We start from the raw sequence: 25048 nt of genomic DNA on the forward strand, positions 1-25048 counted from the left end.
TCACCCGGGTGCGGGTCAGGAGGAGGGGGCGGCAGGTGTCCGCTCCGGTTCGGTCACCCGGCGGCGCCTGCGCCGCTTCAGCAGGGCCCATGGGCCCCGTGGCCCCGTCGGCATCGCTGCCGTGACTTCCGTGCCCGCCTCCGACGCCGCTTCCGCCGCTGCCCGGGCCACCGGCAGGAAACCCTCGCGGCGGGAGACGTCCGGGCGCTCCTCCTCCGCCGGCCACAGGCCGAGGGCCGCGCAGACCGTGGGCAGCACCGCCATCGCCGCCGTCGCGTACCCCTCCGCCGACGGGTGGTAGTGATCGGGGCCGAACAGCTCGCGCGGGTTCGCCTCGAACTCGGGGCCCAGCAGGTCGCCCAGCGACACCGTGCGCCCGCCCTGCTCGACCGTGCCGATCGTCTGGGCCGCCGCCAGCTGGCGGGACGCCCGGCGGGCCAGCCAGCGCAGGGGCTGCTGGACCGGCTCGATCGTGCCCAGGTCGGGGCAGGTGCCCACGACGACCTCCGCGCCGGCCGTGCGCAGCCGCCGTACCGCCGCCGACAGGTGACGGACCGAGCGGGTGGGCGGCATACGGTGGGTCACGTCGTTCGCGCCGATCATGATCACGCAGATGTCGGGCACCCGATCGGAGTCCCCGAGGACCAGCGCCACCTGCCGGTCCAGGTCGTCGGACTGGGCGCCCGGGAGCGCCACGTTGCGCAGTTCCACGGGGCGTTCCGCGACCGCCGCCAGGCCCGACGCCAGCAGGGCGCCCGGGGTCTGCCCGGAACGGTTCACGCCCTGGCCCGCCGCCGTGGAGTCGCCCAGCATCGTCAGCAGCAGCGGTTCCTTGCCGGGCCCGGGGGCGTCGTAGGCGTGGCCGTAGCGGCCGTCCGCCTGCGGGACGTGCGGATGCGCCCCGTTGTTGACCTGGCGGCGCGCCAGATGCACCTCCGCCAGCACCAGCCCGACCGCCGCCGCTCCGGCCAGTCCGATGCCGCCGCCGCCGTAGGCCGCGCCGGCCGCGATGCGCCGGGCCACTCTCGCCCTCGACATGCTCGTCATGCCTCGACGCCACCTCCTCGTGTCCGTACACCCACTCCTTGCCCCGTACGGGGCGTCGCCCAATCTCCACCAGGAGTGAACGTGCCGCCCCGGCCGCGACCCGGCCCGTAGGCTGGCTTCACCACTACGACCACTGTTTTTGCAAGCAACCGGAGACAACGGTGCGATTCCACGACTCGATGATCAGCCTCGTCGGCAACACCCCGCTGGTGAAGCTCAACAGCGTGACCAAGGGCATCCAGGCGACCGTCCTGGCCAAGGTGGAGTACTTCAACCCGGGCGGTTCCGTGAAGGACCGCATCGCCCTGCGCATGATCGAGGCCGCAGAGCAGAGCGGGGAGCTCAAGCCGGGCGGCACGATCGTCGAGCCGACCAGCGGGAATACCGGGGTCGGGCTGGCCATCGTGGCGCAGCAGAAGGGGTACAAGTGCATCTTCGTGTGCCCCGACAAGGTGTCCACGGACAAGATCAACGTGCTGCGGGCGTACGGCGCCGAGGTCGTCGTCTGCCCGACCGCCGTGGACCCCGAGCACCCGGACTCGTACTACAACGTCTCCGACCGGCTGGTGCGGGAGACGCCGGGGGCGTGGAAGCCCGACCAGTACTCCAACGCGAACAACCCGCTCTCCCACTACCACTCCACCGGCCCCGAGCTGTGGGAGCAGACGGAGGGCAGGATCACCCACTTCGTGGCGGGCGTCGGCACCGGCGGCACCATCTCCGGCACCGGCCGCTATCTGAAGGACGCCAGTGAGGGCCGGGTGCAGGTCGTCGGCGCCGACCCCGAGGGCTCGGTGTACTCCGGCGGGTCCGGGCGGCCGTACCTCGTCGAGGGCGTCGGCGAGGACTTCTGGCCGACCGCCTACGACCGGACCGTCGCCGACGAGATCGTCGCGGTGTCCGACAAGGACTCCTTCCAGATGACCCGCCGGCTCGCCAAGGAGGAGGGGCTGCTGGTCGGCGGCTCCTGCGGGATGGCCGTCGTCGCCGCGCTGCGGGTCGCCGAGCGGCTCGGCCCGGACGACGTCGTGGTGGTCCTGCTGCCCGACAGCGGTCGCGGCTACCTCTCCAAGATCTTCAACGACGAGTGGATGGCGGACTACGGCTTCCTGGAGGACGAGGGTCCCAGCGCCCGTGTCGCCGACGTCCTCAACGACAAGGCGCACGGCTCCATCCCGTCCCTCGTCCACATGCACCCGGACGAGACCGTCGGCCAGGCCATCGAGGTGCTGCGCGAGTACGGCGTCTCGCAGATGCCGATCGTGAAGCCGGGCGCCGGTCATCCCGACGTCATGGCGGCGGAGGTCGTGGGCTCGGTCGTCGAGCGCGAGCTGCTCGACGCGCTGTTCACCCAGCGGGCCTCGCTCTCCGACCCGCTGGAGAAGCACATGTCGGCCCCGCTGCCGCAGGTCGGCTCCGGTGAGCCGGTCGGCGACCTGATGTCGGTGCTCGGCAGCGCCGACGCGGCGATCGTCCTCGTCGAGGGCAAGCCCACCGGGGTCGTCAGCCGCCAGGACCTGCTCGCCTTCCTGGCCAAGGGCGGGAAGTAACTTCCGGGGGCCGGGAGCCGGAACCTCCGGGAAACCTCCGGTGAACGGCCCCTCCGGGCGGGGAACTTCCGTTTGCCCACCAAAACAGTGGACTTCGTGGAAGTGGTACGAGCGCGTCACGTCCGCGCAGCACTCGCTTAACACGCGTCCTGCATATTTATGGGTGTCGGCAGGGCGGGAGCGGCTCCCCGCCCCACCGGCACCAAAACGGCGTCACGGACCTCCGGAGCGGCTCCCGGACCTCCACCGACGCCACGGACGCGCAGCCCGGCCTGACCCGGCCCGCGTCCCTCGCGGGGACCGCCGTCGTCCCGCCCCCCGGTATCGGGGGTGCGGCGGTCCCCGCGAAAGCTTTTCCGGAGCCTGTCGACGCCCTCGACGACGGACCCCACGCCACCTGGGTCAGCGACCCGCGGTACGAGGACGTGAGCATCCCCGAGCTCATGTGCGTGGACAACGCGGCCGACGAGGACGAGCAGCTCACCCACCTGTTCCTCGCCGACGCCCACGCCATGGCGGGCGCGGAGCACTCGACGTCTCAGGTGCGGTTCGTGGCTTCGGGGGCGGGTGACGTCGTCCAACTGCCCAGCAGTGCCAGGCGTTCCGCGGTGTCCGAGCCCGGCTGGGGGGTGTAGACCAGGAGGGACTGGTTCGGGTCCTCCGCGATGGTCAGGGTTTCGTAGGGGAAGGTCAGCGGGCCCGCTACCGGGTGCTGGACGCGTTTCACGCCGTAGGCGCAGGCCCGGACCGGGTGGTCGGCCCACAGGCGGCGGAAGTCCTCGCTCTTCAGGGAGAGTTCGCCGACGAGCGAGGTCAGCCGGCGGTCCTCCTGGTGGTGGCCCGCCTGCATCCGCAGATGCGCGACGCACTGGACGGCCACCGCCGACCACTCCGGGTAGAAGTCGCGGGAGGCGGGGTCGAGGAAGACGTGCCGCGGGATGTTGCGGCCGTCCGGCGTGCTCCTGCTGTAGCCGAAGACGGCGTCGGCGAGCGCGTTCCACGCCAGCACGTCCATCCGGACGTCCACGACGAACGCGGGGGTGCGCTCCATGCTGTCGAGCAGCAACTGCACGCCCGCGCGCACGCGGGGCGTGGCACAGCCCCCGGACGGCTTGCGGGGGCGCGCGACGGCGTGCAGGTAGGCGCGCTCCGTGTCGTCCAGGCGCAGGACGCGGGCCACGGCGTCCAGGACCGTGTCGCTGACGCTCGGCCCCCGGCCCTGTTCCAGGCGGATGTAGTAGTCGACGCTCACTCCGGCGAGCTGCGCCACCTCCTCGCGGCGCAGTCCGGGGACGCGCCGGCGCCCGTGCGAGGGCAGTCCGACCTCCTCCGGCTGGATGCGAGCACGGCGTGAGCGCAGAAAGTCTCCAAGGTCCCCGTCCATGGGTTCGATCGTAGAGGAGGGCCTCGATCCCAACCTGGTACTGGCAGACCCAGGAAAAGCTCATCCCTGGGTGGGGCCGTGGCCGGCGGTGAGAGTGGTGTGTGTCGCCGGGGAGACGCCCCGGCTCACCTTCCCAGGAGCAACAGATGTCGTACGAGAACCAGAACGGCAACCAGTACGCGAGCCCTTACGCGAGCCTTGCCGGTCGTACCGCCGTCGTCACCGGCGCCGCCAGCGGGATCGGGGAGGCGGTGGCCGTGCTGCTCGCCGCCTCGGGTGCCCGGGTCGCGCTGCTGGCCCGGCGCGGGGACCGGCTGGAGGCGGTCGTGGAGAAGATCCGCGCCGACGGCGGCGAGGCCCTCGCGGTCGTCGCCGATGTCACCGACGACGCGTCGGTGACATCGGCCGCGGGCCGGATCCGGGAGGCCTACGGGAGCGTCGACCTGGTCGTCAACAACGCCGGCGTGATGCTGCCGAACCCGGTCGACGCCGGCCGGATGGACGAGTGGCAGCGGATGCTCGACACCAACGTCACCGGGGTGCTGCGGGTGATCCGCGCCTTCACCGGCGACCTGGTGGGCGCCGCCGCCGAGGGCCGCAGCGCCGACCTGGTGAACGTGTCGTCCATCGGCGCGCACATCACCTTCCCCAACTACGCCGTGTACGGCGCGACGAAGGCCGCCGTCACCTACCTCTCGCAGTCCCTGCGCACCGAGTTCGGGCCCCGGGACGTGCGGGTCACCAACGTGGAGCCGGGGCTGACCGAGACCGAGCTGGCGACGCACCTCGACAACGACGACCTGGCCGGACAGTTGGACGGCTTGTTCGGCGCGATCGGCGCGCTGTCGTCGGCGGAGATCGCCGACGTCGTCGCCTATGCGACCAGCCGCCCCCGGCACGTCAACCTGCGGCAGATCATGGTGCTGCCGACCCGGCAGGCGTGAGGCCAGGCCCGACGGTTCAGTCCTTCCAGTCGTCGCCCTTGCCGGCGGACCGGCGCCGCCGGCCGGAGAGCAGCTCGGGGTTGGTGCGGACGGCCTGGAGGAAGTTCACGCCGACGATGCCGACCCAGGCGGCGAGCACGCCCGGGAAGTTCGCCAAGCCGCCGCCGATCGCCGACAGCGGGATCGCCAGGATCAGCGAGACGATGGCGAACCCGAAGCGGTCGCCCCAGGAGTCGGTGGGCTTCGGCGCCCGGGAGCCCCGCGCGGCCACCATCTGCTGCTCGGCCAGCTGCCTGCGCACCCGGCGCTCCACCGCACTGTCGATGCGCTGGTCGACCTTCTCCAGGAACGAGTCCACCAGCGCGGACTCGTACTCCTCGCCCAGTTCCCTGCGTGTCTGCAAGGTGGCGTCGAGTTCCTTCTTCAGGTCCGTGTCCCGCGCGTCCATGGCCGTCTCCCATCCCGTCATGGACACCAAGGTTAGGGAGCCGGGACGCCCGCCGCACTGGGGATAGCCCCCCACTGCGGGGTCGGGTCCGCAGGCGGGTCAGGTCCGGCTCACTTCGCCAGCCCGTGCTGTTTCGCATAGGTGTTCGCCACGTCCTCCGGGTCCTTCTTGTCCTTGTCGACCTGGCGGTTGAGCTCGGTGAGCTGCTCGGTGGTGAGGACGTTGCCGAGCCGCGCGAGGGCCTTGCGGACGGTGTCGTCGGCCTTGCGGTCGGCGATCAGCGGCACGATGTGCTGGCTCGGGATGAGGTTCTCGGGGTCGGCCAGCACCACCCAGTCGTTGGCCTCGATGTCGGTGTCGGTGGTGAAGAGGTTCGCCACGTCCACGTCGCCCTTCTTCAGGGCGCCCTTGACCAGCGGGCCGTCGGAGTCCAGCGACTTGAACTCCTTGAACTCGACGCCGTACACGTCCTTCAGCCCGACCACGCCCACCTGACGCTTCTTGACCTCGGGGGCCGCGCCGATGACCAGCTTGCCGTTCTGCTTCTTCAGGTCGGCGAGGGAGGTCAGGCCGTACTTCTTCGCCGTCTCGCGGGTGACGACGAAGGCGTCGGAGTCCTCGGCCGTGCCGTACGGCAGCACCTGAAGGCCGCTGGGCAGTGCGAGGGTGAGGGCGTTCTGCATCGCGCCCTCCTCGGCGGCCGTGGCCTTCGGGTCGAGGTAGTTGAGCAGGGCGCCCTGGTACTCGGGCAGCAGGTCGATGTCGCCGCCCCGGAGCGCGGGGATCACGATCTCGCGGGTGCCGAGGTTGGGGCGGACCTTCACCTTCACCCCGGCCTGTTCCAGGACGGCCGCGTAGAGGTAGCCCAGCACCTGGTTCTCGGTGAAGTTGGCGGTGCCGATGGTGACCCCGTCCTTGCTGGAGCCGCCGCCACCGGAGGCGGCGCCGCCGTTGTCGAGGGAGGTGATGCCGCTCGCGCAGGCGGTCAGGGCGGGGACGGTCGCGGCCGCGAACAGGCCGCCGAGGATCGTGCGTCGGTTCATTTCGCTGTTTCCCTAGGCGGTCTGGGCGGGGCGGTGGCGGAAGAGGAGGCGCTGCAGGCCGGAGAGCGCCAGATCCAGGGCGATGGCGACGGCGGCGACCAGGACAGCGCCGCCGAGCACCTGGACGAGGTCGCGCTGGGCGAGGCCGTCGAAGACGTAGCGGCCGAGGCCGCCGAAGGAGACGTACGCGGCGATCGTGGCGGTGGCCACGACCTGGATGAGCGCGAGGCGCAGGCCGGTCATGATCAGGGGGAGCGCGAGCGGCAGCTCCACCTGGAGCAGGACCTGGTGGCCGCGCATGCCCTGGCCGCGCGCCGCGTCCTTCACGTCCGGGTCGACGGCCGTCATGCCGGCGTAGGTGTTGGTGACGATCGACGGGACCGCGAGGGCGACGAGCGCGACGTAGACCGGCAGCATCGACAGGCCGCCGGCCAGGAAGACCAGCACGACCAGGCCGACGGTCGGCAGCGCGCGGCCGAAGGAGGCCAGGTTGATCGCGAGGAACGCGCCCTTGCCGGTGTGGCCGATCAGCAGGCCGAGGGGGAGGCCGATCACGGCCGCGATGAGGGTCGCCAGCAGCGAGTACTGGAGGTGTTCGGCGAGGCGGTGGGCGATGCCGTCCGAGCCGGACCACTGGGTGCCGCTGGTCAGCCAGCTGCCGAGGTTCTTGATCAGTTCGTACATCAGGCTCGCCGCCTCTTCCACGGGGTGAGGAGGTACTGGACGCCGACCAGCGCCGCGTCCGCGACGACCGCGAGGAGGATCGTGAGGACCACGCCGGCGATCACCGGGGTCGGGAAGTTGCGTTGGAAGCCGTCGGTGAAGAGCTGGCCGAGGCCGCCGTCGCCGATGTAGGTGGCGACGGAGACCAGGGAGATCGACATGACCGTCGCGATGCGGACGCCCGCCATGATCACGGGGAGCGCGAGCGGGAACTCGACGGTGAGCAGCGTGCGCAGGGGGCGCGTGCCCATCGCCTTGGCCGCCTCCTTGGTCTTCGTGGGCACCGAGTCGAGGCCCTCGACGGTGTTCCGCAGCAGCACGACCAGGGTGTAGACGGTCAGGCCGATGACGGTCGTGGTGCGGGTCAGGCCGCTGACCGGCAGCAGCAGCACGAAGATCGCGATCGACGGGATCGTGAAGAGCACGTTGGACAGGCCGAGCAGGAAGCCGCGCAGGGGACGGACGCGGTGGGCGAGCACCGCGAGCGGGAGGCTGATCAGCAGGCCCAGGAAGACGGCCGTCAGGGCGGCCTGGAGATGGGAGATCGTGAGGGTGATCAGGTCGTCGGTGTGGCTGGATATCCAGGACCAGTCGATGGTCATGCGGCCACCCCGGCGTCCGTGTGGGCCCGGGCCGCGGTGTGCGCCCGGCCCGCGTGGGTGTGGATGTCGTCGCGGGAGGTGACGCCGGTGAGGACGCCGTCGGCGTCGACGCGGGCGACCAGTCCGGTGGGGGAGGCCACCGACTCGTCGAGCGCCGCGAGGAGGGAGTCGGCGTCCTTCAGGGGGCGGACGGGTACCTCGGCCTCCTTGGACGTCCAGTGCAACGGCCTGCGGGCCTCGTCGAGGGTGAGGGTCCAGGGGCCGCCCTCGGGGGCCGGGCCCTGGGGGACGTTCGCGAGGGTCGTCAGCGAGAGCAGCTTCAGCCCGCGTTCGGCGCCGAGGAAGTCGGCCACGAAGTCGTCGGCGGGGCGGGCGAGGAGTTCGGCGGGCGCGGCGCACTGGACCAGGTGGCCGCCGGTGCGGAACACGGCGATCTGGTCGCCGAGCCGGACGGCCTCGTCGATGTCGTGCGTGACGAAGACGATGGTCTTGCTCAACTCCTTCTGGAGTCTGAGCAGTTCGTCCTGGAGCTGGGTACGCACCACCGGGTCGACCGCGCCGAAGGGCTCGTCCATGAGGAGCACCGGCGGGTCGGCGGCGAGCGCGCGGGCCACGCCGACGCGCTGCTGCTGGCCGCCGGAGAGCTGGTGCGGGTAGCGCTTGCCGGCGTCGGCGGTCAGGCCGACGGTCTCCAGCAGCTCGGCGGCGCGGGCGCGCGCCCTGCGGCGGCCGTGGCCGAGGAGCAGCGGCACGGTGGCGATGTTGTCCAGCACCGTGCGGTGCGGGAAGAGGCCCGACTGCTGGATGACGTACCCGATGGAGCGGCGCAGTTCGGCCGCGTCCTGGCGGGTGACGTCCTTGCCGCCGACCTCGATGGTTCCGGAGGTCGGGTCGACCATCCGGTTGATCATCCGCAGGGTGGTCGTCTTGCCGCAACCGGAGGAACCGACCAGCACGGTCACGCCGCCCTCCGGCATGTGGAGGGAGAGATCGTGGACTGCTGTCGTGCCGTTGGGGAAGCGCTTGTGGACCGCGTCGAACTGGATCATGAGATGTCCCTTGCCCGGCTGTATAACGTCATGCAGAGTTCTCCGTAGATGAATAACTTGTCAACGGTTCGGTGTTAATCCGAGGTAACGGATGACCGGCAGGCAAGATCAGGTGTCCGGATTGAGGGGAGTTTGTGGCCTTATGTCATCTCGGATCGTGGACGCCGCTCATGGGTCCGGCACTGGAGCCGGCCCCGGTCTCGTCGTCCTGGACGGGATCGCCCTCGGCGTCGCGGACGTCGCGCGCCTCGCCGACGGGACCGCGCGGCCCGTCCCCGGCACCGACGCGACCAAGCGGATGACCGAGTCCTGGGACGCCGCCCGCCAGATCGCCGCCACCGGCCGCGTCTACGGCCGCTCCACCGGCGTCGGCGCCAACCGGAACGAGGACGTGCCCACCGACGCCGCCGCGGAACACGGCCTGCGCCTGCTGCGCAGCCACGCCGGCGCCATCGGCGAGGAACTGCCCGCCCGGCAGGTCCGGGCCATGCTCGCGGTCCGCGCCAACCAACTGCTCGCCGGCGGCGCGGGCCTGCGGCCCAGCGTCGTCACTGCGCTGTGCGAAGCACTGGAGAGCGGCGCCCACCCGGTCGTCAACGAGTTCGGCTCGGTGGGCACCGGAGACCTGGCGGCGCTCGCCCAGCTCGGACTGGCGCTCGTCGGAGAACACCCCTGGCGCGGCGACGGCGCCCCCGAACCGCAGCAACTCGACAACAACGACGCCCTCGCACTCATCAGCAGCAACGCCCTCACCCTCGGCCAGTCCGCGCTCGCCCTGCACGAACTGCGCGGACTCCTGGAGGCCACTCCGGTCGTCGCCGCGCTCTCCCTGCTCGCCGTGGACGGCTCGCACGAGGCGTACGCCGCCCCCGTGCACGCTGCCCGACCGCACCGCGGCTCCGCCGAAGTCGCCCGCCGCATGCGGGAGTTGATCGGCGCCGAGGACCGGCCCACGCCGCCGCTCGGCCGCATCCAGGACCCGTACGGCTTCCGCTGCCTGCCCCAGATCCACGGCCCCGCGCACGACGCCGCCGACGCCCTGGAGGAGGTCGTCGCCATCGAGATCAACGCGGCCGCCGAGAACCCGCTCATCTCGCCCGAGGACATGGCCGCCTACCACCACGGCGGCTTCTACCAGGCCCAACTCGCCCTCGCCCTGGACCACTTCAGGCTGGCGCTGACCCAGGTGGCGAGGCTGTCCACGTCCCGCCTCTCGACCCTCAACGAACCCGCCTACACCCGGCTGCGCCCCTTCCTCGCCGACCCCGAGCCCGCCTCCTCCGGCGTGATGATCCTCGAATACGCCGCCGCGGCCGCCCTCGGTGATCTGCGGGCCTTCTCCGCGCCCGCGTCGCTCGGCCACGCTGTACTCTCCCGGGGCGTCGAGGAACAGGCCAGTTTCGCCTCGCTCGCCGCCCGGCAGACACTGCGCGCCTGCGCCGCGTACCGTCTCGTCGTCGGCTGCGAACTCGTCGCCGCCGTACGGGCGCTGCGTCAGCGCGAACTGCGGCCCGAGCCGGGACTTCCGGCCGGGCGGGCGCTGGAACTGGCCGAGGCGGTGCTCGACGCGGACCAGGCCGACCGGCCGCTCACGGACGACGTGAGCGCGGCGGCCCGGCTGCTGGACCGGTTCACGGACATCTGGAGGGGGAGCGAGGCATGAGCGCCGAAACGGGGACGGAGACGGGGACCGGGATGGAGACAGGGCCGGGGACCGGTGTGGGTGAGCCTGGCGCGGAGATCGCGGGTGCGGAGCCGGGTGCGGGGGTGCCGGACAGTCCCGCGGGCCGGCTGCAGGCCCTCTTCGAGGGGCACCGGCTGACGCCGACCCAGCGCCGCATCGCGCACAGCATGGTGCGCCGAGCCGCCGACGTGCCGTTCCTGTCCAGCGTGGAGCTGGCCGAACTCGCCGGGGTCAGCCAGCCGTCCGTGACCCGCTTCGCCGTCGCCCTCGGCTTCGACGGCTACCCCGCCCTTCGCAAGCACCTGCGCGAGGTCGCGCCCACCGAACAGCCGGCCGGCTCGGCCTCGTACAACGAGTACCAGCAGGCCGTCGAGGCCGAGATCGAGAACCTGAAGCACCTCGCCGAACTGCTCGCCGACCCCCGGCCCGTACAGCGGGCGGGCCGGCTGCTGGCGGCCTCGCGGCCGCTCCCCGTGCTCGGCCTGCGCGCCGCCGCCTCCCAGGCGTACGGCTTCGCCTACTTCGCCGCCAAGGTCCACCCGGACGTACGGCTGCTCAACGAGGGCGGCACGATGATCCACGACCGGATCGACGCCGCCGTCCGCGCGGGCGCCTCGGCGCTGCTCTGCTTCGCGCTGCCCCGGCACCCGCGCGAGGTCGTCGACACCCTCGCCTACGCCAGGGAGGCCGGGCTGAGCGTGGTGACGGTCGCCGACTCCGCGTTCGCGCCGGTCGCCAAGGTCTCCGACCTGCTGCTGCCGGCCGCCGTCGGCACCGGGCTCGCCTTCGACACGGCGTGCGCGCCGATGCTGCTCGGGCGGGTGCTGCTGGAGGCGATGTGCGACGACCTGCCCGACGCGCAGGCCCGGCTGGAGGAGTTCGACACGCGGGCCGCGGCCCGGGGACTGTTCGTGGAGTAGACCCGCGCTCTCAGACTCGTCTCACGTTCGCTCACTAGTCTGAACGGTCACAAGACTGTGCCGGAGTGACGAGGAGACGGACGTGGCACGCGGAGGGCAGGGGCTGGCTCGGGTGGCCGTCGTCGTACGGGCCGGGGCCGCGCCGTTGTGGTGGTGCGGGGTGTTCGCGGCGGGGGTCGGGGTCCTGGTGCCCGGCCTCACGGGACGACGGATCGGGGTGCTGGCCGGGGCCGCGCTGTTCATCGTGGCCGTCGCCGCGGTGACGTGGCGCGGCCGACGGCGCTACCGGGAACTCGGCCGCGGCGCCGCCCGGGCCGGCAAGCACGATGTGCTCCAGGACCGGGCGGTGACCGTCCGCATCTGGCGGCGCGGTCACCGCTGGTGGCTGCTGCTCGCCTTCGCCGCCGCGCTGGGCAGCTCCTTCGCGGTACCCGCGGCCGGCGGCCTGCTGCTCGCCGGCTGCGGGACCGGGCTGCGGCTGAAGGCCGCCTGGCTCGGGCGGCGCGAACGGGACGAGGACGCGCTGCTGTGGGTGCGCGTCGACTGGCTGGACCGGCGCGGCGGTCGCCCGTCCGGCAAGACCGTCAAGGCGTACCGCAGCACCGGCATCGCGGCCGGCGACGCGGCCCCGGGCGGCGCCCGCCGCCGCACCGCAGCACTGGTGTGACCTTTCGGGACTTCGCGGATACGGCCTAGGACAGGCGCTAGACCTCCAGGTCCTCCTCGATCCTCTTGAGCTGGTGGCGGGCCATCGCCAGGTTGGCCCGCTTGGCGTCCAGGACGAGGTAGAGGAAGAGCCCGTTACCGCCGCGACCGCTGATCAGGCGCAGCAGGTGGTACTGGTCGGACAGGGTGATCAGGATGTCCTCGATCTGGGCCTTGAGCCCGAGGTGCTCCATGGTGCGCATCTTGGCGCGCACCACGTCGGTGTTGCCGGCGGCGGCGACGTTCAGGTCGAAGGTCTTGCTGCCGCCCAGCGTGCCCAGCGCCATGCCGCTGGTGTAGTCGACGAGCGCGACGCCGGTCGCACCCTCGATGGAGGCGAGCGCCTCTTTCAGGCAGGTCTCGGTATTGGCCATGACTGTGCTCCTAGGGTCCTGTCAACTTTCCGTGGTGGTGCGCGCGTTGGCGGTGGCCGTGCCGCGCGCCGATCTGGTCCGTACGGTCGGGGGTTTGGCGGGCGTCCGGACGGGCGCCTTCGCGGGCGTCTTCGCCGGTGGCCCGGGGGGTGCGGCGCGCGCCTCGCGGGCCTTCGCCTCCCGCGCGTCGACGAGCTCCCCGATTCGGGCGCCTGCCCGGCGGCCCTCCAGATGCAGCCGGCCGACGTTGACGCGGCCCTGCGCGAGCAGGGTCAGTACGGCGCTCTCGCCGGCCGCGTAGGTGGCGACGTAGCCGTACATCCCGCGCACGAGCAGCTCGCGGAAGTCGCCCTGACCGGTCGTGTCCGCCAACCGCACCGCGACGCCGAGGGCGGCGGCGGTCAGCGCGGCCACCACCTCCGGCTCCACGCCGGGCGTGTCGTGGGCGAGGACGAGACCGTCCACGCCGGCCGCGAGTGCGCCGGTCAGCTGCGGCACCCGGGCCCGCAGCCGCCGGAGTTCGTCGAGTATCTCGGGCTCGGACGCCATCAGCTCGCTCCTCTCGGCGCGCGGTCGCTGGCGTTCAAAGGGCCTCCAGCGCATCCCTGAGCCTCTTCAGCAGGGTGATGTCGGGGTCGTTGACGCGGGGCAGGGTGATGCCCGGCGGGGGGTCGGGGTCGGGGGCGTGGGCGGTATCGGGAGCGGGGGCGGCGTGGGGGGCGGGGGGTATGGGATGGGGACGGGGGTGGGTCTGGGGTTGGGGGTGGGAGTGGGGTTGGGGGTGGGAATGGGAGGGAGGGAAACCGTCGGGATGGGCGGGGGAAAAGCCGTGGGGAAGGGCGTACGGAAGGTCGTGGGGGAGACCGTGGGGAAGGTCGTTGGGGTGGGCCTGGACAGGGGCTTGGACAGGAGCTTGTAGAGGGACTTGGGTGAGGGGCGTCGGCGGTGGGTGGTGGGGGCGCGGGGGTGGGAAGAGGGCGGTGAGCAGGCCCGCCGCCGCCAGGCGGCGGACGTCCACCAGGGTGTGGAAGGCCTGCCGCCCCAGTTCGCGTGCTATGTCCGACGCGGTGCGCACGCCGTCCACGAGGGCCAGCACCCCGCTCTGCCGGGCGGTCGGCGCCGGCGCCGCGACGCTCTCGGCCCGCCGCAGCGGCGCCCCGTCGGTCAGCGGGTCCGGCCACAGCCGGTGCAGCAGCTCACGGCGGCGCAGCGTCTCGCGCTCCACCGCGTCGACCGGGACCGGTCTCAGGGCGCCGAGCCAGTGCCCGGCCCCGTACCGGAACCGGCCCGGGGTGCTGCTGGGGGCGAGCGCGAAGAACGCCGCGTCGAACACCGCCTCCAGGTGGCACAGCTCCAGCGCCCCGCGCGGGACCCGGCCGGCGTCGAGCAGCAGACGGGCCGCGCCGTGTTCCTCGTCGGCCCGGTCCACCGCGTCCTGCCAGGCGGCCGGGGCGAGGGTGCCGTGGGCCAGGAGGAGCACGTCGAGGCCGGGGGCGAGGGGGCTCTCGGCGTGCACCACGCGGCCCTCGGCGAGATAGAGCGAGCCGCGCTCGCGTTCCAGGACGCCGGTCGCCCGCTCGGCGGCCAGCCGGGTCAGCATCGGCGACAGCCCGCCGCCGCGCTCCCGGCCCGCCGACTTCTCCCGCACGGGCAGCCGGGGCGGCGGGGTGGTGCCCGGCGGGGTCGTTCTCACCGCGGTCATCCCAGCACCAGCCGTCCGGCCATCTCGCCCAGCCGGATCCGGGCCAGCGCGAGATTGCCGTCCGGCCGGCCCAGCCAGACGTGCAGGAACACGCTGCTGTCGAAGGACGTCGGCACGAAGCGGAGCACGTGATAGCTGTCCCGGTTGCTGATGATCAGGTCCTCGACCGGTGGATCGGCGATCCCGGCCCCGGTTCCGGTCCCGGCTCCGGCCCCGGTCCCGGCTCCGGCCCCGGTCCCGGACTCGGTCCCGCCGCCGTGGGCGGCATGGCCCTCGGGCGTGAAGGCGCGCTGTTCAGTGGTGAGGCGGGCGACCTCGGCGGCCTCGGCGGCGGCCGCCTCGTGGTCGCCGCCGGGGCACTCCCCGACCGCGCCCAGGGCCAGTCCGCTCGTCCAGTCGACCAGCGCGGCGCCCCGCGCGCCGGGCAGCCGCATGGCCTCCAGTAGACACTCGTCGATTCCGGGCACCGTTGGCTCCCCTCCTGCCGTCGGTTCGGCTGAGTGAGGAAGAAGCTACGCAACGTGTGCGCGAGGGGTGAGTCTTCTGGCATTTTCCAGCGGAACATGCTGCCGGGTTACTAGGGTGGGTCGGCTGACCCCGCATCGGGCCGCGTTCCGGGCCGCGTCGACGCCCATGTCTCCCTTCAACACCGTGCGCCTCGGCGTGCGTCAACGGCGCGCGCGTCCGTCCGGGGTGGTGAGTGCGGCCGTGCGCGCCCCCTTCTCCCCGTCGTCCTCCCCACCGGCTCCCCGCCGTTCTCCCTATTGACTAGCTCTATTCAGCAAGTCAGGATGTGAATAACAACAGCAACAGCCCGCCGGGATCACCCATCCGCAAGGAGGCCGACCATGTCAGGACCCCGCCCCGTACGAGCACCGCGCGGTACGGAACTGAGCGCCCTGGGATGGCAGCAGGAGGCCGCCCTGCGCATGCTGCAGAACAACCTCGACCCCGAGGTCGCCGAACACCCCGACAAGCTCGTCGTCTACGGCGGCACGGGCAAGGCGGCCCGTGACTGGCGCTCGTTCGACGCGATGGTGCGCACGCTGCGGACCCTGAAGCAGGACGAGACCATGCTCGTCCAGTCCGGCCGGCCCGTCGGCGTCATGCAGACCCACGAGTGGGCCCCGCGCGTCCTCATCGCCAACTCCAACCTCGTCGGCGACTGGGCCAACTGGGAGGAGTTCCGCAGGCTGGAACAGCTCGGCCTGACGATGTACGGCCAGATGACCGCCGGGTCGTGGATCTACATCGGCACCCAGGGCATCCTCCAGGGCACCTACGAGACCTTCGCCGCCGTCGCCGCGAAGAAGTTCGGCGGCACGCTCGCCGGCACCATCACCCTGACCGCCGGCCTCGGCGGCATGGGCGGCGCCCAGCCGCTCGCCGTGACGATGAACGACGGCGTCGCGATCTGTATCGACGTCGACCCGCGCGCCATCGAACGCCGCATCGAGCACCGCTACCTCGACGTGCGGGCCGACAGCCTGGAGCACGCCCTCCAACTCGCCGTCGAGGCCCGCGACGCCCGCCGCCCGCTCTCCATCGGCCTCCTCGGCAACGCGGCGGAACTGCTGCCGCGCATGCTCGCCGAGGGCGCCCCCATCGACATCGTCACCGACCAGACGTCGGCCCACGACCCGCTGTCGTACCTGCCGGTCGGGGTGGACTTCGACGACATGGCGTCGTACGCGGCGAAGGACCCGGCCGGTTTCACGACCCGGGCCCGCGAGTCGATGGCCCGGCACGTCGAGGCCATGGTCGGCTTCATGGACGCCGGCGCGGAGGTCTTCGACTACGGCAACTCCATCCGCGGCGAGGCCCAACTCGCCGGATACGACCGCGCGTTCGCCTTCCCCGGCTTCGTGCCCGCCTACATCCGCCCGCTGTTCTGCGAGGGCAAGGGCCCCTTCCGCTGGGCCGCGCTGTCCGGCGAGGCCTCCGACATCCACAAGACGGACAAGGCGATCCTCGACCTCTTCCCCGAGAACGAGTCGCTGCACCGCTGGATCAAGATGGCCGGCGAGCGGGTCCACTTCCAGGGCCTTCCTGCCCGCATCTGCTGGCTCGGCTACGGCGAGCGCGACAAGGCGGGCGAGCGCTTCAACGACATGGTGGCGTCCGGTGAACTCGCCGCCCCCCTCGCCATCGGCCGCGACCACCTCGACTCCGGCTCCGTCGCCTCCCCGTACCGCGAGACCGAGGCCATGCTCGACGGCTCCGACGCGATCGCCGACTGGCCGCTCCTGAACGCGATGGTGAACGTCGCCTCGGGCGCCTCCTGGGTCTCCATCCACCACGGCGGCGGCGTCGGCATGGGCCGTTCCATCCACGCCGGCCAGGTGTCCGTGGCGGACGGCACGAAGCTCGCCGGTGAGAAGCTGCGCCGCGTGCTGACCAACGACCCCGGCATGGGCGTCATCCGGCACGTCGACGCCGGCTACGACATCGCCGAGACGGCCGCCGATGAGCGGGGCGTGCGGGTACCGATGCGCGAGGGTGACGACGCGTGACCCTTCCGGGAGATGGGCGGAACGGCAACTCTCCGGCGGGGGCTGGGCTCTCGTCGCCGAGCGAGGGGCCGGCGGGTGGTGGCTCCTTCCACGAGATGTGGCGTGAGCTGCTTCCCATCGGGCGGCATCACGACTCTCAGGGCTATCGGCGGTTTGCCTGGACGGCCGCCGATGCCGAGTGCCGGGCCTGGTTCAAGGAGCAGGCCGAGGGGCGGGGGCTGGCGTACGAGATCGACCGGAACGGGAACCAGTGGGCCTGGCTCGGGGATCCGCGCGCCGGGGATGCCGTCGTCACCGGGTCGCATCTCGACTCCGTGCCGGACGGCGGCGCCTTCGACGGGCCCCTCGGTGTCGTGTCCTCCTTCGCCGCGCTCGACGAACTCCGCGCGCGGGGCGTCACGTTCACCAAGCCCCTCGCCCTGGTCAACTTCGGCGACGAGGAGGGCGCCCGCTTCGGGCTCGCCTGCGTCGGCTCCCGGCTCGCCGCCGGGCAGCTCACCGTCGAGCAGGCGCACCGGCTCACCGACGGCGACGGGGTCACTCTCCCGCGGGCCATGGAGGCCGCCGGGTACGACCCCGACGCCATCGGCGCGGACCCGGAGCGGCTCGCCCGCATCGGCGCGTTCGTCGAGCTGCACGTCGAGCAGGGCCGTGCCCTCGACCTGAGCGGGGACCAGGTGGGCATCGCCAGCGCCATCTGGCCGCACGGGCGCTGGCGGTTCGACTTCCGGGGCGAGGCCAACCACGCCGGCACCACCCGCCTCGTGGACCGCCGCGACCCGATGCTGTCGTACGCGGAGACGGTCCTCGCCGCCCGCCGCGAGGCCCGGCTCGCGGGCGCCGTAGCCACCTTCGGCAAGATCTCCGTCGAGCCCAACGGAGTCAACGCCATCCCCTCCCTGGTGCGCGGCTGGCTCGACTCCCGCGCCGCCGACCAGGCCACCCTCGACACAGTGGTCACGGGCATCGAGCAGGCCGCCCGTGAGTACGCTGTCGCCCAGGGCGTCGATCTCGACGTCGTCCGTGAGTCGTTCACGCCCGTCGTCGAGTTCGACCACGCCCTGCGCGACGAACTCGCCCGCATCCTCGGCAAGGACAAGGACACCGACCTCACGGTCCCCGTCCTCGGCACCGGCGCCGGACACGACGCCGGGATCCTCTCCGGGACCGTGCCGACCGCCATGCTGTTCGTGCGCAACCCCACGGGCGTCTCGCACTCCCCGGCCGAGTTCGCCGCCGAGGACGACTGCGTGGCCGGGGTGCACGCCCTCGCCGACGTACTGGAAGGACTGGCCTGCCGGTGACCCCCACGCAGCGGACACGGACGTACTGGCTGGAGCATGCCTGGCTCGACACGAACGTCGAGCCGGGCGTCGCCCTCACGGTGTCGACGAGCGGCTCAGGCGCGGGGACGGGCGGCCGCATCACCGACGTCCGCACGGGCGTCGACTCCCCGCCGCCCGGCGCCGAGATCCTGCGCGGGCTGACCCTTCCGGGCCTGGCGAACACCCACAGCCACGCCTTCCACCGTGCCCTGCGCGGCACCGTCCAGGTCGGCTCCGGCACCTTCTGGACCTGGCGCGAGGTCATGTACTCGGTCGCCGACCGGCTGACCCCGGAGACCTACCACCAGCTGGCTCGCGCCGTGTACGCCGAGATGGCGCTGGCCGGCATCACGGCCGTCGGCGAGTTCCACTATCTGCACCACGCCCCCGGCGGCGCCCCGTACGCCGACCCCAACGCCATGGGCGAGGCCCTGATCGAGGCCGCCGCCGAAGCCGGCATCCGCATCACCCTCCTCGACACCGCCTACCTTTCCTCCGGCTTCGGACAGCCGCCCAACGCCCACCAGCTCCGCTTCTCCGACGGCGACGCGGACGCCTGGGCCGAACGCTGTTCACTTCTCAAGGAACGGGATCACGCGAGGATCGGGGCGGCCGTCCACTCCGTACGGGCCGTGCCCGCCGACCAGTTGGCAACCGTGGCGCGCTGGGCGGAGGAGCGCCGGGCGCCGCTGCATGTGCACCTGTCCGAGCAGACCGCCGAGAACGACGCCTGCCGCGCCGCGCACGGCCGCACGCCCACCCAGCTCCTCGCCGACCACGGCGTCCTCGGCCCGCGCACCACCGGCGTGCACAACACCCACCTCACCGACGAGGACATCGCCCTCCTCGGCCGCACCGGCACCGGCACCTGCATGTGCCCGACGACCGAACGCGACCTCGCCGACGGCATCGGCCCGGCCGTCGCCCTCCAGGCCGCGGGCTCGCCCCTCTCCCTCGGCTCCGACAGCCACGCCGTCATCGACCTGCTCGAAGAGGCGCGCGCGATGGAGCTGAACGAGCGGCTGCGCACCCGCACCCGCGGTCACTGGACGGCGGCCGCCCTGCTGCGCGCCGCCTCCGCCGACGGCCACGCCGCCCTCGGCAACCCGGACACGGGCAGCCTGGAGGTCGGTTCGGCCGCCGACTTCACGACGATCGCCCTCGACTCGGTCAGGACGGCCGGCCCGGTGCCCAGGCTCGGCGCCGAGACGGCCGTATTCGCGGCGACCGCGGCGGACGTACGGCATACGGTCGTCGCCGGACGTCACGTCGTACGCGACGGGGCGCACACGCTCGTACCGGACGTGCCGCAGGCCCTCGCGCGGGCCGTGGCAGCCCTGCGCGCGTAGCGACCACAGGACCCCGCCCCCACGAGGACACGACCGAGGACACGACGATGAGCAGCAGCACCGGCACGACCACCGTCATCACCAACATCGCCACGCTGGTCACCAACGACCCCTCCCTCGGAGACGGCTCCCCTCTCGGACTGATCCAGGACGCGGCCGTCGTCATCGACGGCGACCGCGTCGCGTGGACCGGTGAATCAAGCAAAGCACCCGCCACTGACAATCGGGTCGACGCGGGCCGCCGGGCGGTGCTCCCGGGCTTCGTCGACTCCCACTCCCACCTGGTCTTCGCGGGCGACCGCACGCAGGAGTTCAACGCCCGCATGTCGGGCCGCGGTTACACGGCGGGCGGCATCCGCACGACGGTCGCGGCGACGCGAGCGGCGAGCGACGAGGAACTCGAAGCGAACGTCGTCCGTTTCCTCGCCGAGGCCCTCCGTCAGGGCACCACCACCTTCGAGACCAAGTCCGGCTACGGCCTCACCGTCGCCGACGAGGCCCGCGCCCTGCGCCTCGCGGCGAAGCACACCGACGAGGTGACGTACCTCGGCGCGCACATCGTCTCCCCCGACTACGCCGACGACCCGGCCGCATACGTAGCCCTCGTCACCGGCGAGATGCTCGACGCCTGCGCCCCGCACGCCCGCTGGATCGACGTGTTCTGCGAGAAGGGCGCGTTCGACGGCGACCAGGCCCGCGCGATCCTCACCGCCGGCAAGGCCAAGGGCCTGCACCCCCGCATCCACGCCAACCAGCTCTCCTACGGCCCCGGCGTGCAGTTGGCGGTCGAGCTGGACGCGGCCAGCGCCGACCACTGCACCCATCTCACCGACGCGGACGTGGACGCGCTGGCGAACGGGAGCACGGTCGCCACGCTCCTGCCCGGCGCGGAGTTCTCCACGCGAGCGGAGTGGCCGAATGCCCGCCGCCTGCTGGACGCGGGCGTCACCGTCGCCCTCTCCACGGACTGCAACCCGGGCTCGTCCTTCACCTCGTCCGTGCCGTTCTGCGTCGCGCTCGCCGTCCGGGACATGCGGATGACGCCGGACGAGGCGGTGTGGTCGGCGACGGCGGGCGGCGCGGCGGCCCTGCGTCGCACGGACGTGGGCCGCGTGACCCCGGGCGCGTACGCCGACCTGACCCTGCTGGACGCCCCGAGCCACGTCCACCTGGCCTACCGCCCGGGCGTGCCACTGGTGTCGGGGGTATGGCGGCGCGGCCGACGAGTCGTCTGAGCAGGGACCGCCCCCGATCCCCGCCCCCGGTCCGCGACCGTCCGCCCCCACCCGGTGCCGACGAGCACGAGCACCGCGCCCACGTAGCCGAGCCATCCCGGCCGGTCCCCGGCGAGCGCGATGCCGACGGCCGCCGCCCACACCGGCTCGGTGCCCAACAGCAGACTGACCCGGGACGGTGACGTACGGCGGACCGCCCACATCTGCACGAAGAACGCGAACAGCGTGCAGAACGCGGAGAGATAGACCAGACCGAGCCAGTCCCCGGCGTCGAAGTCCGCGGCGGCGGCCCACGGCGACGCGCCCGTCCCCGGCACCGCCACCAGCACCGCGAACACGGCCACCGCACCGCCCAGTTGGACGGTCGTCAGCGACAACGCGTCGGCCCCGCGCACCGACTCCATGCGGGCCATGGCCAGCACGTGCACGGTCCGCGCGACGGCGGCCCCCAGCATCAGCAGATCGCCGCCGGAGGGCGCGGTGAACCCGGCCCCCTGCGTCAGCAGCGCCACGCCGAGCACCGACAGCCCGGCCGCCGCGAGGAAGGCCCCCGGCAGCCGCACCCTCCGCACCCCGCTCTCCGCGAGCGGCGTGAACACCATGGTCAGACTGATGATCAGCCCCGCGTTGGTCGCGGAGGTGTGCACGACCCCGTACGTCTCCAGCACAAAGATCCCGGCCAGGATCACCCCCAACCCCACGGCCCCACGCCATTGCGTGCCGCTCAACGCCCGCAGCCGCCGCCACCCCGCCACGACCAGCACCGGCAACACCACAGCGAACCGCAGCACCAGCACGGCCAGCACGGTGCCAGAGGTCGTGACCCCCTTCGCCGCGAGATAACTGGACCCCCACACGACGGCGACCAACAGAACGGGAACATCGGCGAGCCGGGACGGGACGGCGGACGCAGCGGGGGAGTGGGCCACGGGGCTCCTCACGGACGGACGACGTGACTGGCCCAGCGGCTCTGCTGGTCAGAGGGCCGGGCCAGAGTAGTCAGCGGGAGGAATCCGGCCAACGGGTTTTCACGATGAGGACAGGGGTCGCGACCGAACCAGGTCGACGGCGGTCGTCGCCTTACCCGATCATGCGCATATGCCGCTGAGAGACACCCTTGCCCGAGTTGACGGGGACCTGGCCGCCGGCCGGGTCCCCGTCGCGCGCCAGCGCCTGCGTGGGCTGGTGTCGTCCTTCCCGGACGACCTGACGCTTCGCCGCCGACTGGCGGACGTGTACCGACTGTACGGAGAGCCCGCGGAAGCGGGTCGCTGGATGTACCTCGAAGAGGACCGCGACGCAGCCGAGACCTCCGCCTTCGAGGCGAGGTACGACACAGCTCCGAAGCGCATGCAGGCACTTGCCTGGCGGGGCCCCGAGTCGCTTGCCGATTCGGCTTTCGCCAGAGAGCAACTGGCAGCAGTGCGAGTGGACTGCTCCGAGGCCATGGGACGCCCTGTCGACTGGGACACGGTGCCGTCTGGGCCGTCCAGCGGAAAGGCAGACAGCAGGGGAAGCAAGTTCGTCGATTTCCTGGCAGGGGCCGGATGCCTGGTGACGGCCCTCGCGTTTTTCGCGATCTGGGTGAACGGACTCGTCGCTCTCTTCGACTGACTCAGCCGAGGGGGCGGCCGGGCAGTGAACGGGTGCGTATGGCGTGCAGGAGGTGGGTGAGGGGGGTGTGGGTGGTGGTGAGGATGGTGGTGGGGTCGTCGGATTCGCGGAGGTGGAGGGTGGTGGGGGTGGAGGCGAGTTCGATGCAGTTGTTGCCGTCGCCGCCGCCGGAGAAGGACGACTTCTGCCAAGTGTCGGGAGCGGTCATGCTGCGCCTCACAGTTCCTTCGCGAGTCGGTGGATGAGGTCACGCGAGCGTTCGGGATCGAGTGACGCGGCCTCCACTTTACGGAAGAGCGTTCGAAACGCTGCGAGTTGGGCTTCGGAGTCGACGAACCCCGTGCCGTGGGGTGCGTCGCGTACGACTGTGTCCAGTTTGGGCAGGGCACCGCCCGCGTACATCATCGTGCTCCACGCCCCTGCGAAGCTGTCGAGGTCGAAGGGGACGACCCGTACGGTGACGTGGTCTGCGTCGGAGATTTCCAGGACGCGGGTGAGCTGGGCGCGTGCGGCTGCCCGGTCGCCGACCCTGATGCGCAGTGCGGCCTCGTGGATCACCGCCTCGTAGGGGATGGCCGCGGGACCTTCGATGACAGCTCGCCGTCGCATCCGGTGCTCGACCCGCAGTTCGGTGTCCGTGTGCGGGAGTTCAGGCACTCGGTACGAGAAGACGGCGTGTGCGTAGGCCTCCGTCTGGAGCAGGCCGGGGATGTTCAGGGACTCCACGTCGCGCCGGTGCGTCGCATGGTGCTCCAGCTCGGCGATGTCGAGGAACGACGCGGGCAGCCGACCCCGGTACTGCTCCCACCAGCCCCGTGTACGGTCGGTCGGGCGGAGACCGTTCTGCGTAACCTCAGGTGGCGGCAGGTCGACATCCCCAACTCCGTCCGCGAGCGCGTTCTCTCCTGCGCCGACATGGACGAGCTGGGTGTCTGGCTCGACCGCTCCTGCCAGGTCACCGACGCCTGGGGTTTGTTCGACGAAGGGTTCTGACACCGGTGCCGGAGCCCCCGGGGGCCGGAGCCCCCGGGAAGGCCTCATTCCTTCAGCCGCAGTCAGAGCCTTGCTCCTCCACCGTCAGACCGTCATTCCTCCAGGGTCAGGCCCTTGCGCAGGCGCACCAGGGTGCGGGACAGCAGGCGGGACACGTGCATCTGGGAGATGCCGAGTTCCTCGCCGATCTCCGACTGGGTCAGGCCGGCGACGAAGCGGAGAGAGAGGATCTGCCGGTCGCGGGGCGGGAGTTCGGCGATCAGCGGCTTCAACGACTCGACGTACTCGATGCCTTCGAGTCCGTGGTCCTCGTAGCCGATGCGGTCGGCGAGCGCGCCTTCCGCGTCGTCCTCCTCCGGCTGCGCGTCGAGCGACGAGGCCGTGTACGCGTTCGACGCCGCCATGCCCTCGACGACCTCCTCCCGCGAGAGGTCGAGGCGCTCGGCCAACTCCGCGACGGTGGGCGCGCGGTCGAGCTTCTGGGCCAGTTCGTCGCCCGCCTTGGCCAGGTCGAGCCGGAGCTCCTGGAGCCGGCGCGGGACGCGTACCGACCACGAGGTGTCGCGGAAGAAGCGCTTGATCTCGCCGATGATGGTTGGCATCGCGAAGGTCGGGAACTCGACGCCGCGCGAGAGCTCGAAGCGGTCGATCGCCTTGATCAGGCCGATGGTGCCGACCTGGATGATGTCCTCCATCGGCTCACTGCGGGAGCGGAACCGGGAGGCGGCGAACTTGACCAGCGCGAGGTTCAGTTCGACGAGGGTGTTGCGTACGTACGAGTATTCGTGCGTGCCCTCCTCGAGGGACTCGAGCCGCGCGAACAGGGTCTTTGACAGGGCCCGTGCGTCGACGGGGCCGACCTCGTCGTACGGGGGGATCTCCGGAAGTCCGGCGAGGGCGTCGGTGGGGTCGACGTCCAGCGCCGTGTTCTGGGCGATGGGTTCCAGATGTTCCTGATCCGGAGGGGGTGTCGACGTCGCTCCGCGGGTATGCGGTGCGTCGAGCCGGGGTGACATGATGTCCTCCATCGTTCTCGGCGTATGGCTGCCGAAGCCAGTGAGCGCACTACGGTGTGCGGCGCCTCCAAAGCCGGCCGTGTCGGTTACGTGTTCCTACTAGCCCTACCCGCTTTACTCGGCCGATCGCAAGTGGCTTTTGTGCGATTGTGTCCGTTTGTGGGTGATTGTTCGGGTGTTGAGGTGCGGGTCGAAGGCGTAGGGTTCGAGGGCGTCAGCAAGCAGTTCACGACCCCAGGAGAAGAGACGGCATGGACCGCGGGACGGTCGGCAGCGCACAGTCGGGCCGGCTTCTGGTCGAGGTGCGGGATGAGGGCTCCAGTGCCGTCGTGACCCCGGCGGGTGAGTTGGATCACCACACCGCCGATCTGTTGCGTGAGCCACTCGAAGACTGCCTCGCCCGGGGGCACAACCGGCTGGTGGTGGACTGCGCCCGCCTGGAGTTCTGCGACTCCACGGGACTGAACGTGCTGCTCGGAGCACGTCTGAAGGCGGAGGCGGCCGGTGGCGGGGTCCATCTCGCGGGGATGCTGCCCGTGGTGGCGCGGGTCTTCGAGATCACCGGCGCGGACGCGGTGTTCACCGTGCACGCCACCGTCGAGGCGGCTCTGGCCGACGACGGCTGAACTTCGCCGCCCGCCGGGGAAAGGGTGCGAACGGGTGGGAACGGGGGGTGTTCCGCCGGTTCCCCCGGGCAGGAGACACCCTGGACCTGAACATGTCGGCGGCAAGGTCGACGCGAACGCCGTCGGCCTACGTACTACCCACGTACAGAGTTTGTAGAGATCCGACTCTTGAATTGTGAACCGGTTAATCGGGGAATCGGTG

27 protein-coding genes are annotated in these 25048 nt (G+C 71.8%); 12 read left to right on the top strand and 15 right to left on the bottom strand.

What is annotated here, in order from left to right:
- Positions 1–15 precede the first annotated feature (15 nt).
- Positions 16–1047: an SGNH/GDSL hydrolase family protein gene (locus tag B5557_RS26545; RefSeq protein WP_079661809.1), complete on the bottom strand. Its 1032-nt coding sequence runs from the start codon at positions 1045–1047 to the stop codon at positions 16–18.
- Positions 1048–1208: 161 nt separating this feature from the next.
- Between B5557_RS26545 and B5557_RS26550 the strand changes: the two genes are divergently transcribed.
- Both B5557_RS26550 and B5557_RS46320 read left to right on the top strand, forming a co-directional pair.
- On the top strand, positions 1209–2597 hold the full coding sequence (locus B5557_RS26550) for a cystathionine beta-synthase (protein WP_079661810.1): 1389 nt from the start codon (positions 1209–1211) through the stop codon (positions 2595–2597).
- A 323-nt stretch (positions 2598–2920) separates the two neighbouring features.
- On the top strand, positions 2921–3232 hold the full coding sequence (locus tag B5557_RS46320; protein WP_443031367.1) for a DUF6924 domain-containing protein: 312 nt from the start codon (positions 2921–2923) through the stop codon (positions 3230–3232).
- On the opposite strand, the gene B5557_RS26555 is transcribed toward B5557_RS46320, so the two are convergent.
- Complete coding sequence (locus tag B5557_RS26555; protein ID WP_079661811.1) at positions 3136–3981, bottom strand: helix-turn-helix transcriptional regulator; 846 nt, start codon at positions 3979–3981, stop codon at positions 3136–3138. The genes B5557_RS46320 and B5557_RS26555 overlap by 97 nt on opposite strands.
- Before the next feature lie 146 nt (positions 3982–4127).
- On the opposite strand from B5557_RS26555, the gene B5557_RS26560 reads away from it, so the two are divergent.
- Complete coding sequence (locus B5557_RS26560; RefSeq protein WP_079661812.1) at positions 4128–4925, top strand: SDR family oxidoreductase; 798 nt, start codon at positions 4128–4130, stop codon at positions 4923–4925.
- A 16-nt stretch (positions 4926–4941) separates the two neighbouring features.
- On the opposite strand, the gene B5557_RS26565 is transcribed toward B5557_RS26560, so the two are convergent.
- From B5557_RS26565 to B5557_RS26585, 5 genes are all read right to left on the bottom strand, one after another.
- The gene (locus B5557_RS26565) at positions 4942–5373 is read right to left on the bottom strand and encodes a hypothetical protein (protein ID WP_079661813.1); all 432 of its coding nucleotides are present in this window, start codon (positions 5371–5373) and stop codon (positions 4942–4944) included.
- 110 nt (positions 5374–5483) lie between these two features.
- A complete protein-coding gene (locus tag B5557_RS26570) occupies positions 5484–6416 on the bottom strand; it encodes an ABC transporter substrate-binding protein (RefSeq protein WP_079661814.1) in 933 nt (310 codons plus the stop codon).
- A gap of 12 nt (positions 6417–6428) precedes the next feature.
- Positions 6429–7100, bottom strand: coding sequence for an ABC transporter permease (locus B5557_RS26575; protein WP_079661815.1), 672 nt, complete (start codon positions 7098–7100; stop codon positions 6429–6431).
- On the bottom strand, positions 7100–7741 hold the full coding sequence (locus B5557_RS26580; RefSeq protein WP_079661816.1) for an ABC transporter permease: 642 nt from the start codon (positions 7739–7741) through the stop codon (positions 7100–7102). The genes B5557_RS26575 and B5557_RS26580 overlap by 1 nt, the downstream gene beginning before the upstream one ends.
- Positions 7738–8790, bottom strand: a complete 1053-nt coding sequence (locus tag B5557_RS26585) for an ABC transporter ATP-binding protein (RefSeq protein ID WP_079661817.1) — start codon at positions 8788–8790, stop codon at positions 7738–7740. Before B5557_RS26585 ends, B5557_RS26580 begins: the two co-directional genes overlap by 4 nt.
- A 142-nt stretch (positions 8791–8932) precedes the next feature.
- Between B5557_RS26585 and B5557_RS26590 the strand changes: the two genes are divergently transcribed.
- From B5557_RS26590 to B5557_RS26600, 3 genes are all read left to right on the top strand, one after another.
- Positions 8933–10453, top strand: a complete 1521-nt coding sequence (locus tag B5557_RS26590) for an aromatic amino acid ammonia-lyase (protein ID WP_079661818.1) — start codon at positions 8933–8935, stop codon at positions 10451–10453.
- Positions 10450–11394, top strand: coding sequence for a MurR/RpiR family transcriptional regulator (locus tag B5557_RS26595; RefSeq protein ID WP_231976043.1), 945 nt, complete (start codon positions 10450–10452; stop codon positions 11392–11394). The genes B5557_RS26590 and B5557_RS26595 overlap by 4 nt, the downstream gene beginning before the upstream one ends.
- Before the next feature lie 82 nt (positions 11395–11476).
- The gene (locus B5557_RS26600; RefSeq protein ID WP_107472632.1) at positions 11477–12061 is read left to right on the top strand and encodes a hypothetical protein; all 585 of its coding nucleotides are present in this window, start codon (positions 11477–11479) and stop codon (positions 12059–12061) included.
- Positions 12062–12098: 37 nt separating this feature from the next.
- On the opposite strand, the gene B5557_RS26605 is transcribed toward B5557_RS26600, so the two are convergent.
- From B5557_RS26605 to B5557_RS26620, 4 genes are read right to left on the bottom strand one after another with little or no spacing between them, the layout of a single operon-like run.
- Complete coding sequence (locus tag B5557_RS26605) at positions 12099–12473, bottom strand: hypothetical protein (RefSeq protein ID WP_079661820.1); 375 nt, start codon at positions 12471–12473, stop codon at positions 12099–12101.
- A gap of 21 nt (positions 12474–12494) precedes the next feature.
- Positions 12495–13022, bottom strand: coding sequence for a roadblock/LC7 domain-containing protein (locus tag B5557_RS26610; protein WP_079661821.1), 528 nt, complete (start codon positions 13020–13022; stop codon positions 12495–12497).
- A gap of 34 nt (positions 13023–13056) precedes the next feature.
- Positions 13057–14175 (bottom strand): hypothetical protein, encoded by a 1119-nt coding sequence (locus B5557_RS26615; protein WP_079661822.1) that lies wholly within the window; start codon positions 14173–14175, stop codon positions 13057–13059.
- A complete protein-coding gene (locus tag B5557_RS26620; RefSeq protein ID WP_079661823.1) occupies positions 14172–14642 on the bottom strand; it encodes a hypothetical protein in 471 nt (156 codons plus the stop codon). The genes B5557_RS26615 and B5557_RS26620 overlap by 4 nt, the downstream gene beginning before the upstream one ends.
- A 381-nt stretch (positions 14643–15023) precedes the next feature.
- On the opposite strand from B5557_RS26620, the gene hutU reads away from it, so the two are divergent.
- The 4 genes from hutU (at position 15024) to hutI (ending at position 20597) form a co-directional block, all read left to right on the top strand.
- On the top strand, positions 15024–16688 hold the full coding sequence (gene hutU / locus B5557_RS26625; RefSeq protein WP_079661824.1) for a urocanate hydratase: 1665 nt from the start codon (positions 15024–15026) through the stop codon (positions 16686–16688).
- Positions 16689–16783: 95 nt separating this feature from the next.
- Positions 16784–17992: an allantoate amidohydrolase gene (locus B5557_RS26630; protein ID WP_231976476.1), complete on the top strand. Its 1209-nt coding sequence runs from the start codon at positions 16784–16786 to the stop codon at positions 17990–17992.
- A complete protein-coding gene (locus B5557_RS26635) occupies positions 17989–19362 on the top strand; it encodes a formimidoylglutamate deiminase (protein ID WP_079661826.1) in 1374 nt (457 codons plus the stop codon). Before B5557_RS26630 ends, B5557_RS26635 begins: the two co-directional genes overlap by 4 nt.
- A gap of 47 nt (positions 19363–19409) precedes the next feature.
- On the top strand, positions 19410–20597 hold the full coding sequence (gene hutI / locus B5557_RS26640; RefSeq protein WP_079661827.1) for an imidazolonepropionase: 1188 nt from the start codon (positions 19410–19412) through the stop codon (positions 20595–20597).
- Here the strand turns inward: hutI and B5557_RS26645 are convergent.
- Positions 20537–21526 carry a DMT family transporter gene (locus tag B5557_RS26645; protein WP_231976044.1) on the bottom strand — a complete coding sequence of 330 codons (990 nt, stop codon included), beginning with the start codon at positions 21524–21526 and terminating at the stop codon, positions 20537–20539. The genes hutI and B5557_RS26645 overlap by 61 nt on opposite strands.
- Positions 21527–21695: 169 nt before the next feature.
- Here B5557_RS26645 and B5557_RS26650 point away from each other — a divergent pair, with 169 nt between their 5' ends.
- Entirely contained in the window at positions 21696–22211 is a 516-nt protein-coding gene (locus B5557_RS26650) for a DUF6584 family protein (RefSeq protein ID WP_079661829.1), read from the top strand.
- A 1-nt stretch (position 22212) separates the two neighbouring features.
- On the opposite strand, the gene B5557_RS26655 is transcribed toward B5557_RS26650, so the two are convergent.
- The 3 genes from B5557_RS26655 to B5557_RS26665 form a co-directional block, all read right to left on the bottom strand.
- Complete coding sequence (locus tag B5557_RS26655; RefSeq protein WP_079661830.1) at positions 22213–22419, bottom strand: DUF397 domain-containing protein; 207 nt, start codon at positions 22417–22419, stop codon at positions 22213–22215.
- Positions 22420–22427: 8 nt separating this feature from the next.
- Positions 22428–23207, bottom strand: coding sequence for a DUF5753 domain-containing protein (locus tag B5557_RS26660; protein ID WP_269460183.1), 780 nt, complete (start codon positions 23205–23207; stop codon positions 22428–22430).
- An 89-nt stretch (positions 23208–23296) separates the two neighbouring features.
- A complete protein-coding gene (locus tag B5557_RS26665; RefSeq protein ID WP_079661831.1) occupies positions 23297–24232 on the bottom strand; it encodes an RNA polymerase sigma factor SigF in 936 nt (311 codons plus the stop codon).
- A 239-nt stretch (positions 24233–24471) separates the two neighbouring features.
- Between B5557_RS26665 and B5557_RS26670 the strand changes: the two genes are divergently transcribed.
- The gene (locus B5557_RS26670; protein ID WP_079661832.1) at positions 24472–24846 is read left to right on the top strand and encodes an STAS domain-containing protein; all 375 of its coding nucleotides are present in this window, start codon (positions 24472–24474) and stop codon (positions 24844–24846) included.
- Positions 24847–25048: the final 202 nt, after the last annotated feature.

Source organism: Streptomyces sp. 3214.6 (genome assembly GCF_900129855.1).
Taxonomy (GTDB): Bacteria; Actinomycetota; Actinomycetes; order Streptomycetales; family Streptomycetaceae; genus Streptomyces; species Streptomyces soliscabiei.

Excerpts from the sequence above, each read along its gene's own strand:
- B5557_RS26545 (WP_079661809.1), bottom strand. The coding sequence starts at position 1,047 with ATGACGAGCATGTCGAGGGCGAGAGTGGCCCGGCGCATCGCGGCCGGC.
- B5557_RS26555 (WP_079661811.1), bottom strand. The coding sequence starts at position 3,981 with ATGGACGGGGACCTTGGAGACTTTCTGCGCTCACGCCGTGCTCGCATC.
- B5557_RS26560 (WP_079661812.1), top strand. The coding sequence starts at position 4,128 with ATGTCGTACGAGAACCAGAACGGCAACCAGTACGCGAGCCCTTACGCG.
- B5557_RS26565 (WP_079661813.1), bottom strand. The coding sequence starts at position 5,373 with ATGGACGCGCGGGACACGGACCTGAAGAAGGAACTCGACGCCACCTTG.
- B5557_RS26570 (WP_079661814.1), bottom strand. The coding sequence starts at position 6,416 with ATGAACCGACGCACGATCCTCGGCGGCCTGTTCGCGGCCGCGACCGTC.
- B5557_RS26575 (WP_079661815.1), bottom strand. The coding sequence starts at position 7,100 with ATGTACGAACTGATCAAGAACCTCGGCAGCTGGCTGACCAGCGGCACC.
- B5557_RS26580 (WP_079661816.1), bottom strand. The coding sequence starts at position 7,741 with ATGACCATCGACTGGTCCTGGATATCCAGCCACACCGACGACCTGATC.
- B5557_RS26585 (WP_079661817.1), bottom strand. The coding sequence starts at position 8,790 with ATGATCCAGTTCGACGCGGTCCACAAGCGCTTCCCCAACGGCACGACA.
- B5557_RS26590 (WP_079661818.1), top strand. The coding sequence starts at position 8,933 with ATGTCATCTCGGATCGTGGACGCCGCTCATGGGTCCGGCACTGGAGCC.
- B5557_RS26595 (WP_231976043.1), top strand. The coding sequence starts at position 10,450 with ATGAGCGCCGAAACGGGGACGGAGACGGGGACCGGGATGGAGACAGGG.
- B5557_RS26605 (WP_079661820.1), bottom strand. The coding sequence starts at position 12,473 with ATGGCCAATACCGAGACCTGCCTGAAAGAGGCGCTCGCCTCCATCGAG.
- B5557_RS26610 (WP_079661821.1), bottom strand. The coding sequence starts at position 13,022 with ATGGCGTCCGAGCCCGAGATACTCGACGAACTCCGGCGGCTGCGGGCC.
- B5557_RS26615 (WP_079661822.1), bottom strand. The coding sequence starts at position 14,175 with ATGACCGCGGTGAGAACGACCCCGCCGGGCACCACCCCGCCGCCCCGG.
- hutU (WP_079661824.1), top strand. The coding sequence starts at position 15,024 with ATGTCAGGACCCCGCCCCGTACGAGCACCGCGCGGTACGGAACTGAGC.
- B5557_RS26630 (WP_231976476.1), top strand. The coding sequence starts at position 16,784 with ATGTGGCGTGAGCTGCTTCCCATCGGGCGGCATCACGACTCTCAGGGC.
- hutI (WP_079661827.1), top strand. The coding sequence starts at position 19,410 with ATGAGCAGCAGCACCGGCACGACCACCGTCATCACCAACATCGCCACG.
- B5557_RS26650 (WP_079661829.1), top strand. The coding sequence starts at position 21,696 with ATGCCGCTGAGAGACACCCTTGCCCGAGTTGACGGGGACCTGGCCGCC.
- B5557_RS26655 (WP_079661830.1), bottom strand. The coding sequence starts at position 22,419 with ATGACCGCTCCCGACACTTGGCAGAAGTCGTCCTTCTCCGGCGGCGGC.
- B5557_RS26665 (WP_079661831.1), bottom strand. The coding sequence starts at position 24,232 with ATGGAGGACATCATGTCACCCCGGCTCGACGCACCGCATACCCGCGGA.
- B5557_RS26670 (WP_079661832.1), top strand. The coding sequence starts at position 24,472 with ATGGACCGCGGGACGGTCGGCAGCGCACAGTCGGGCCGGCTTCTGGTC.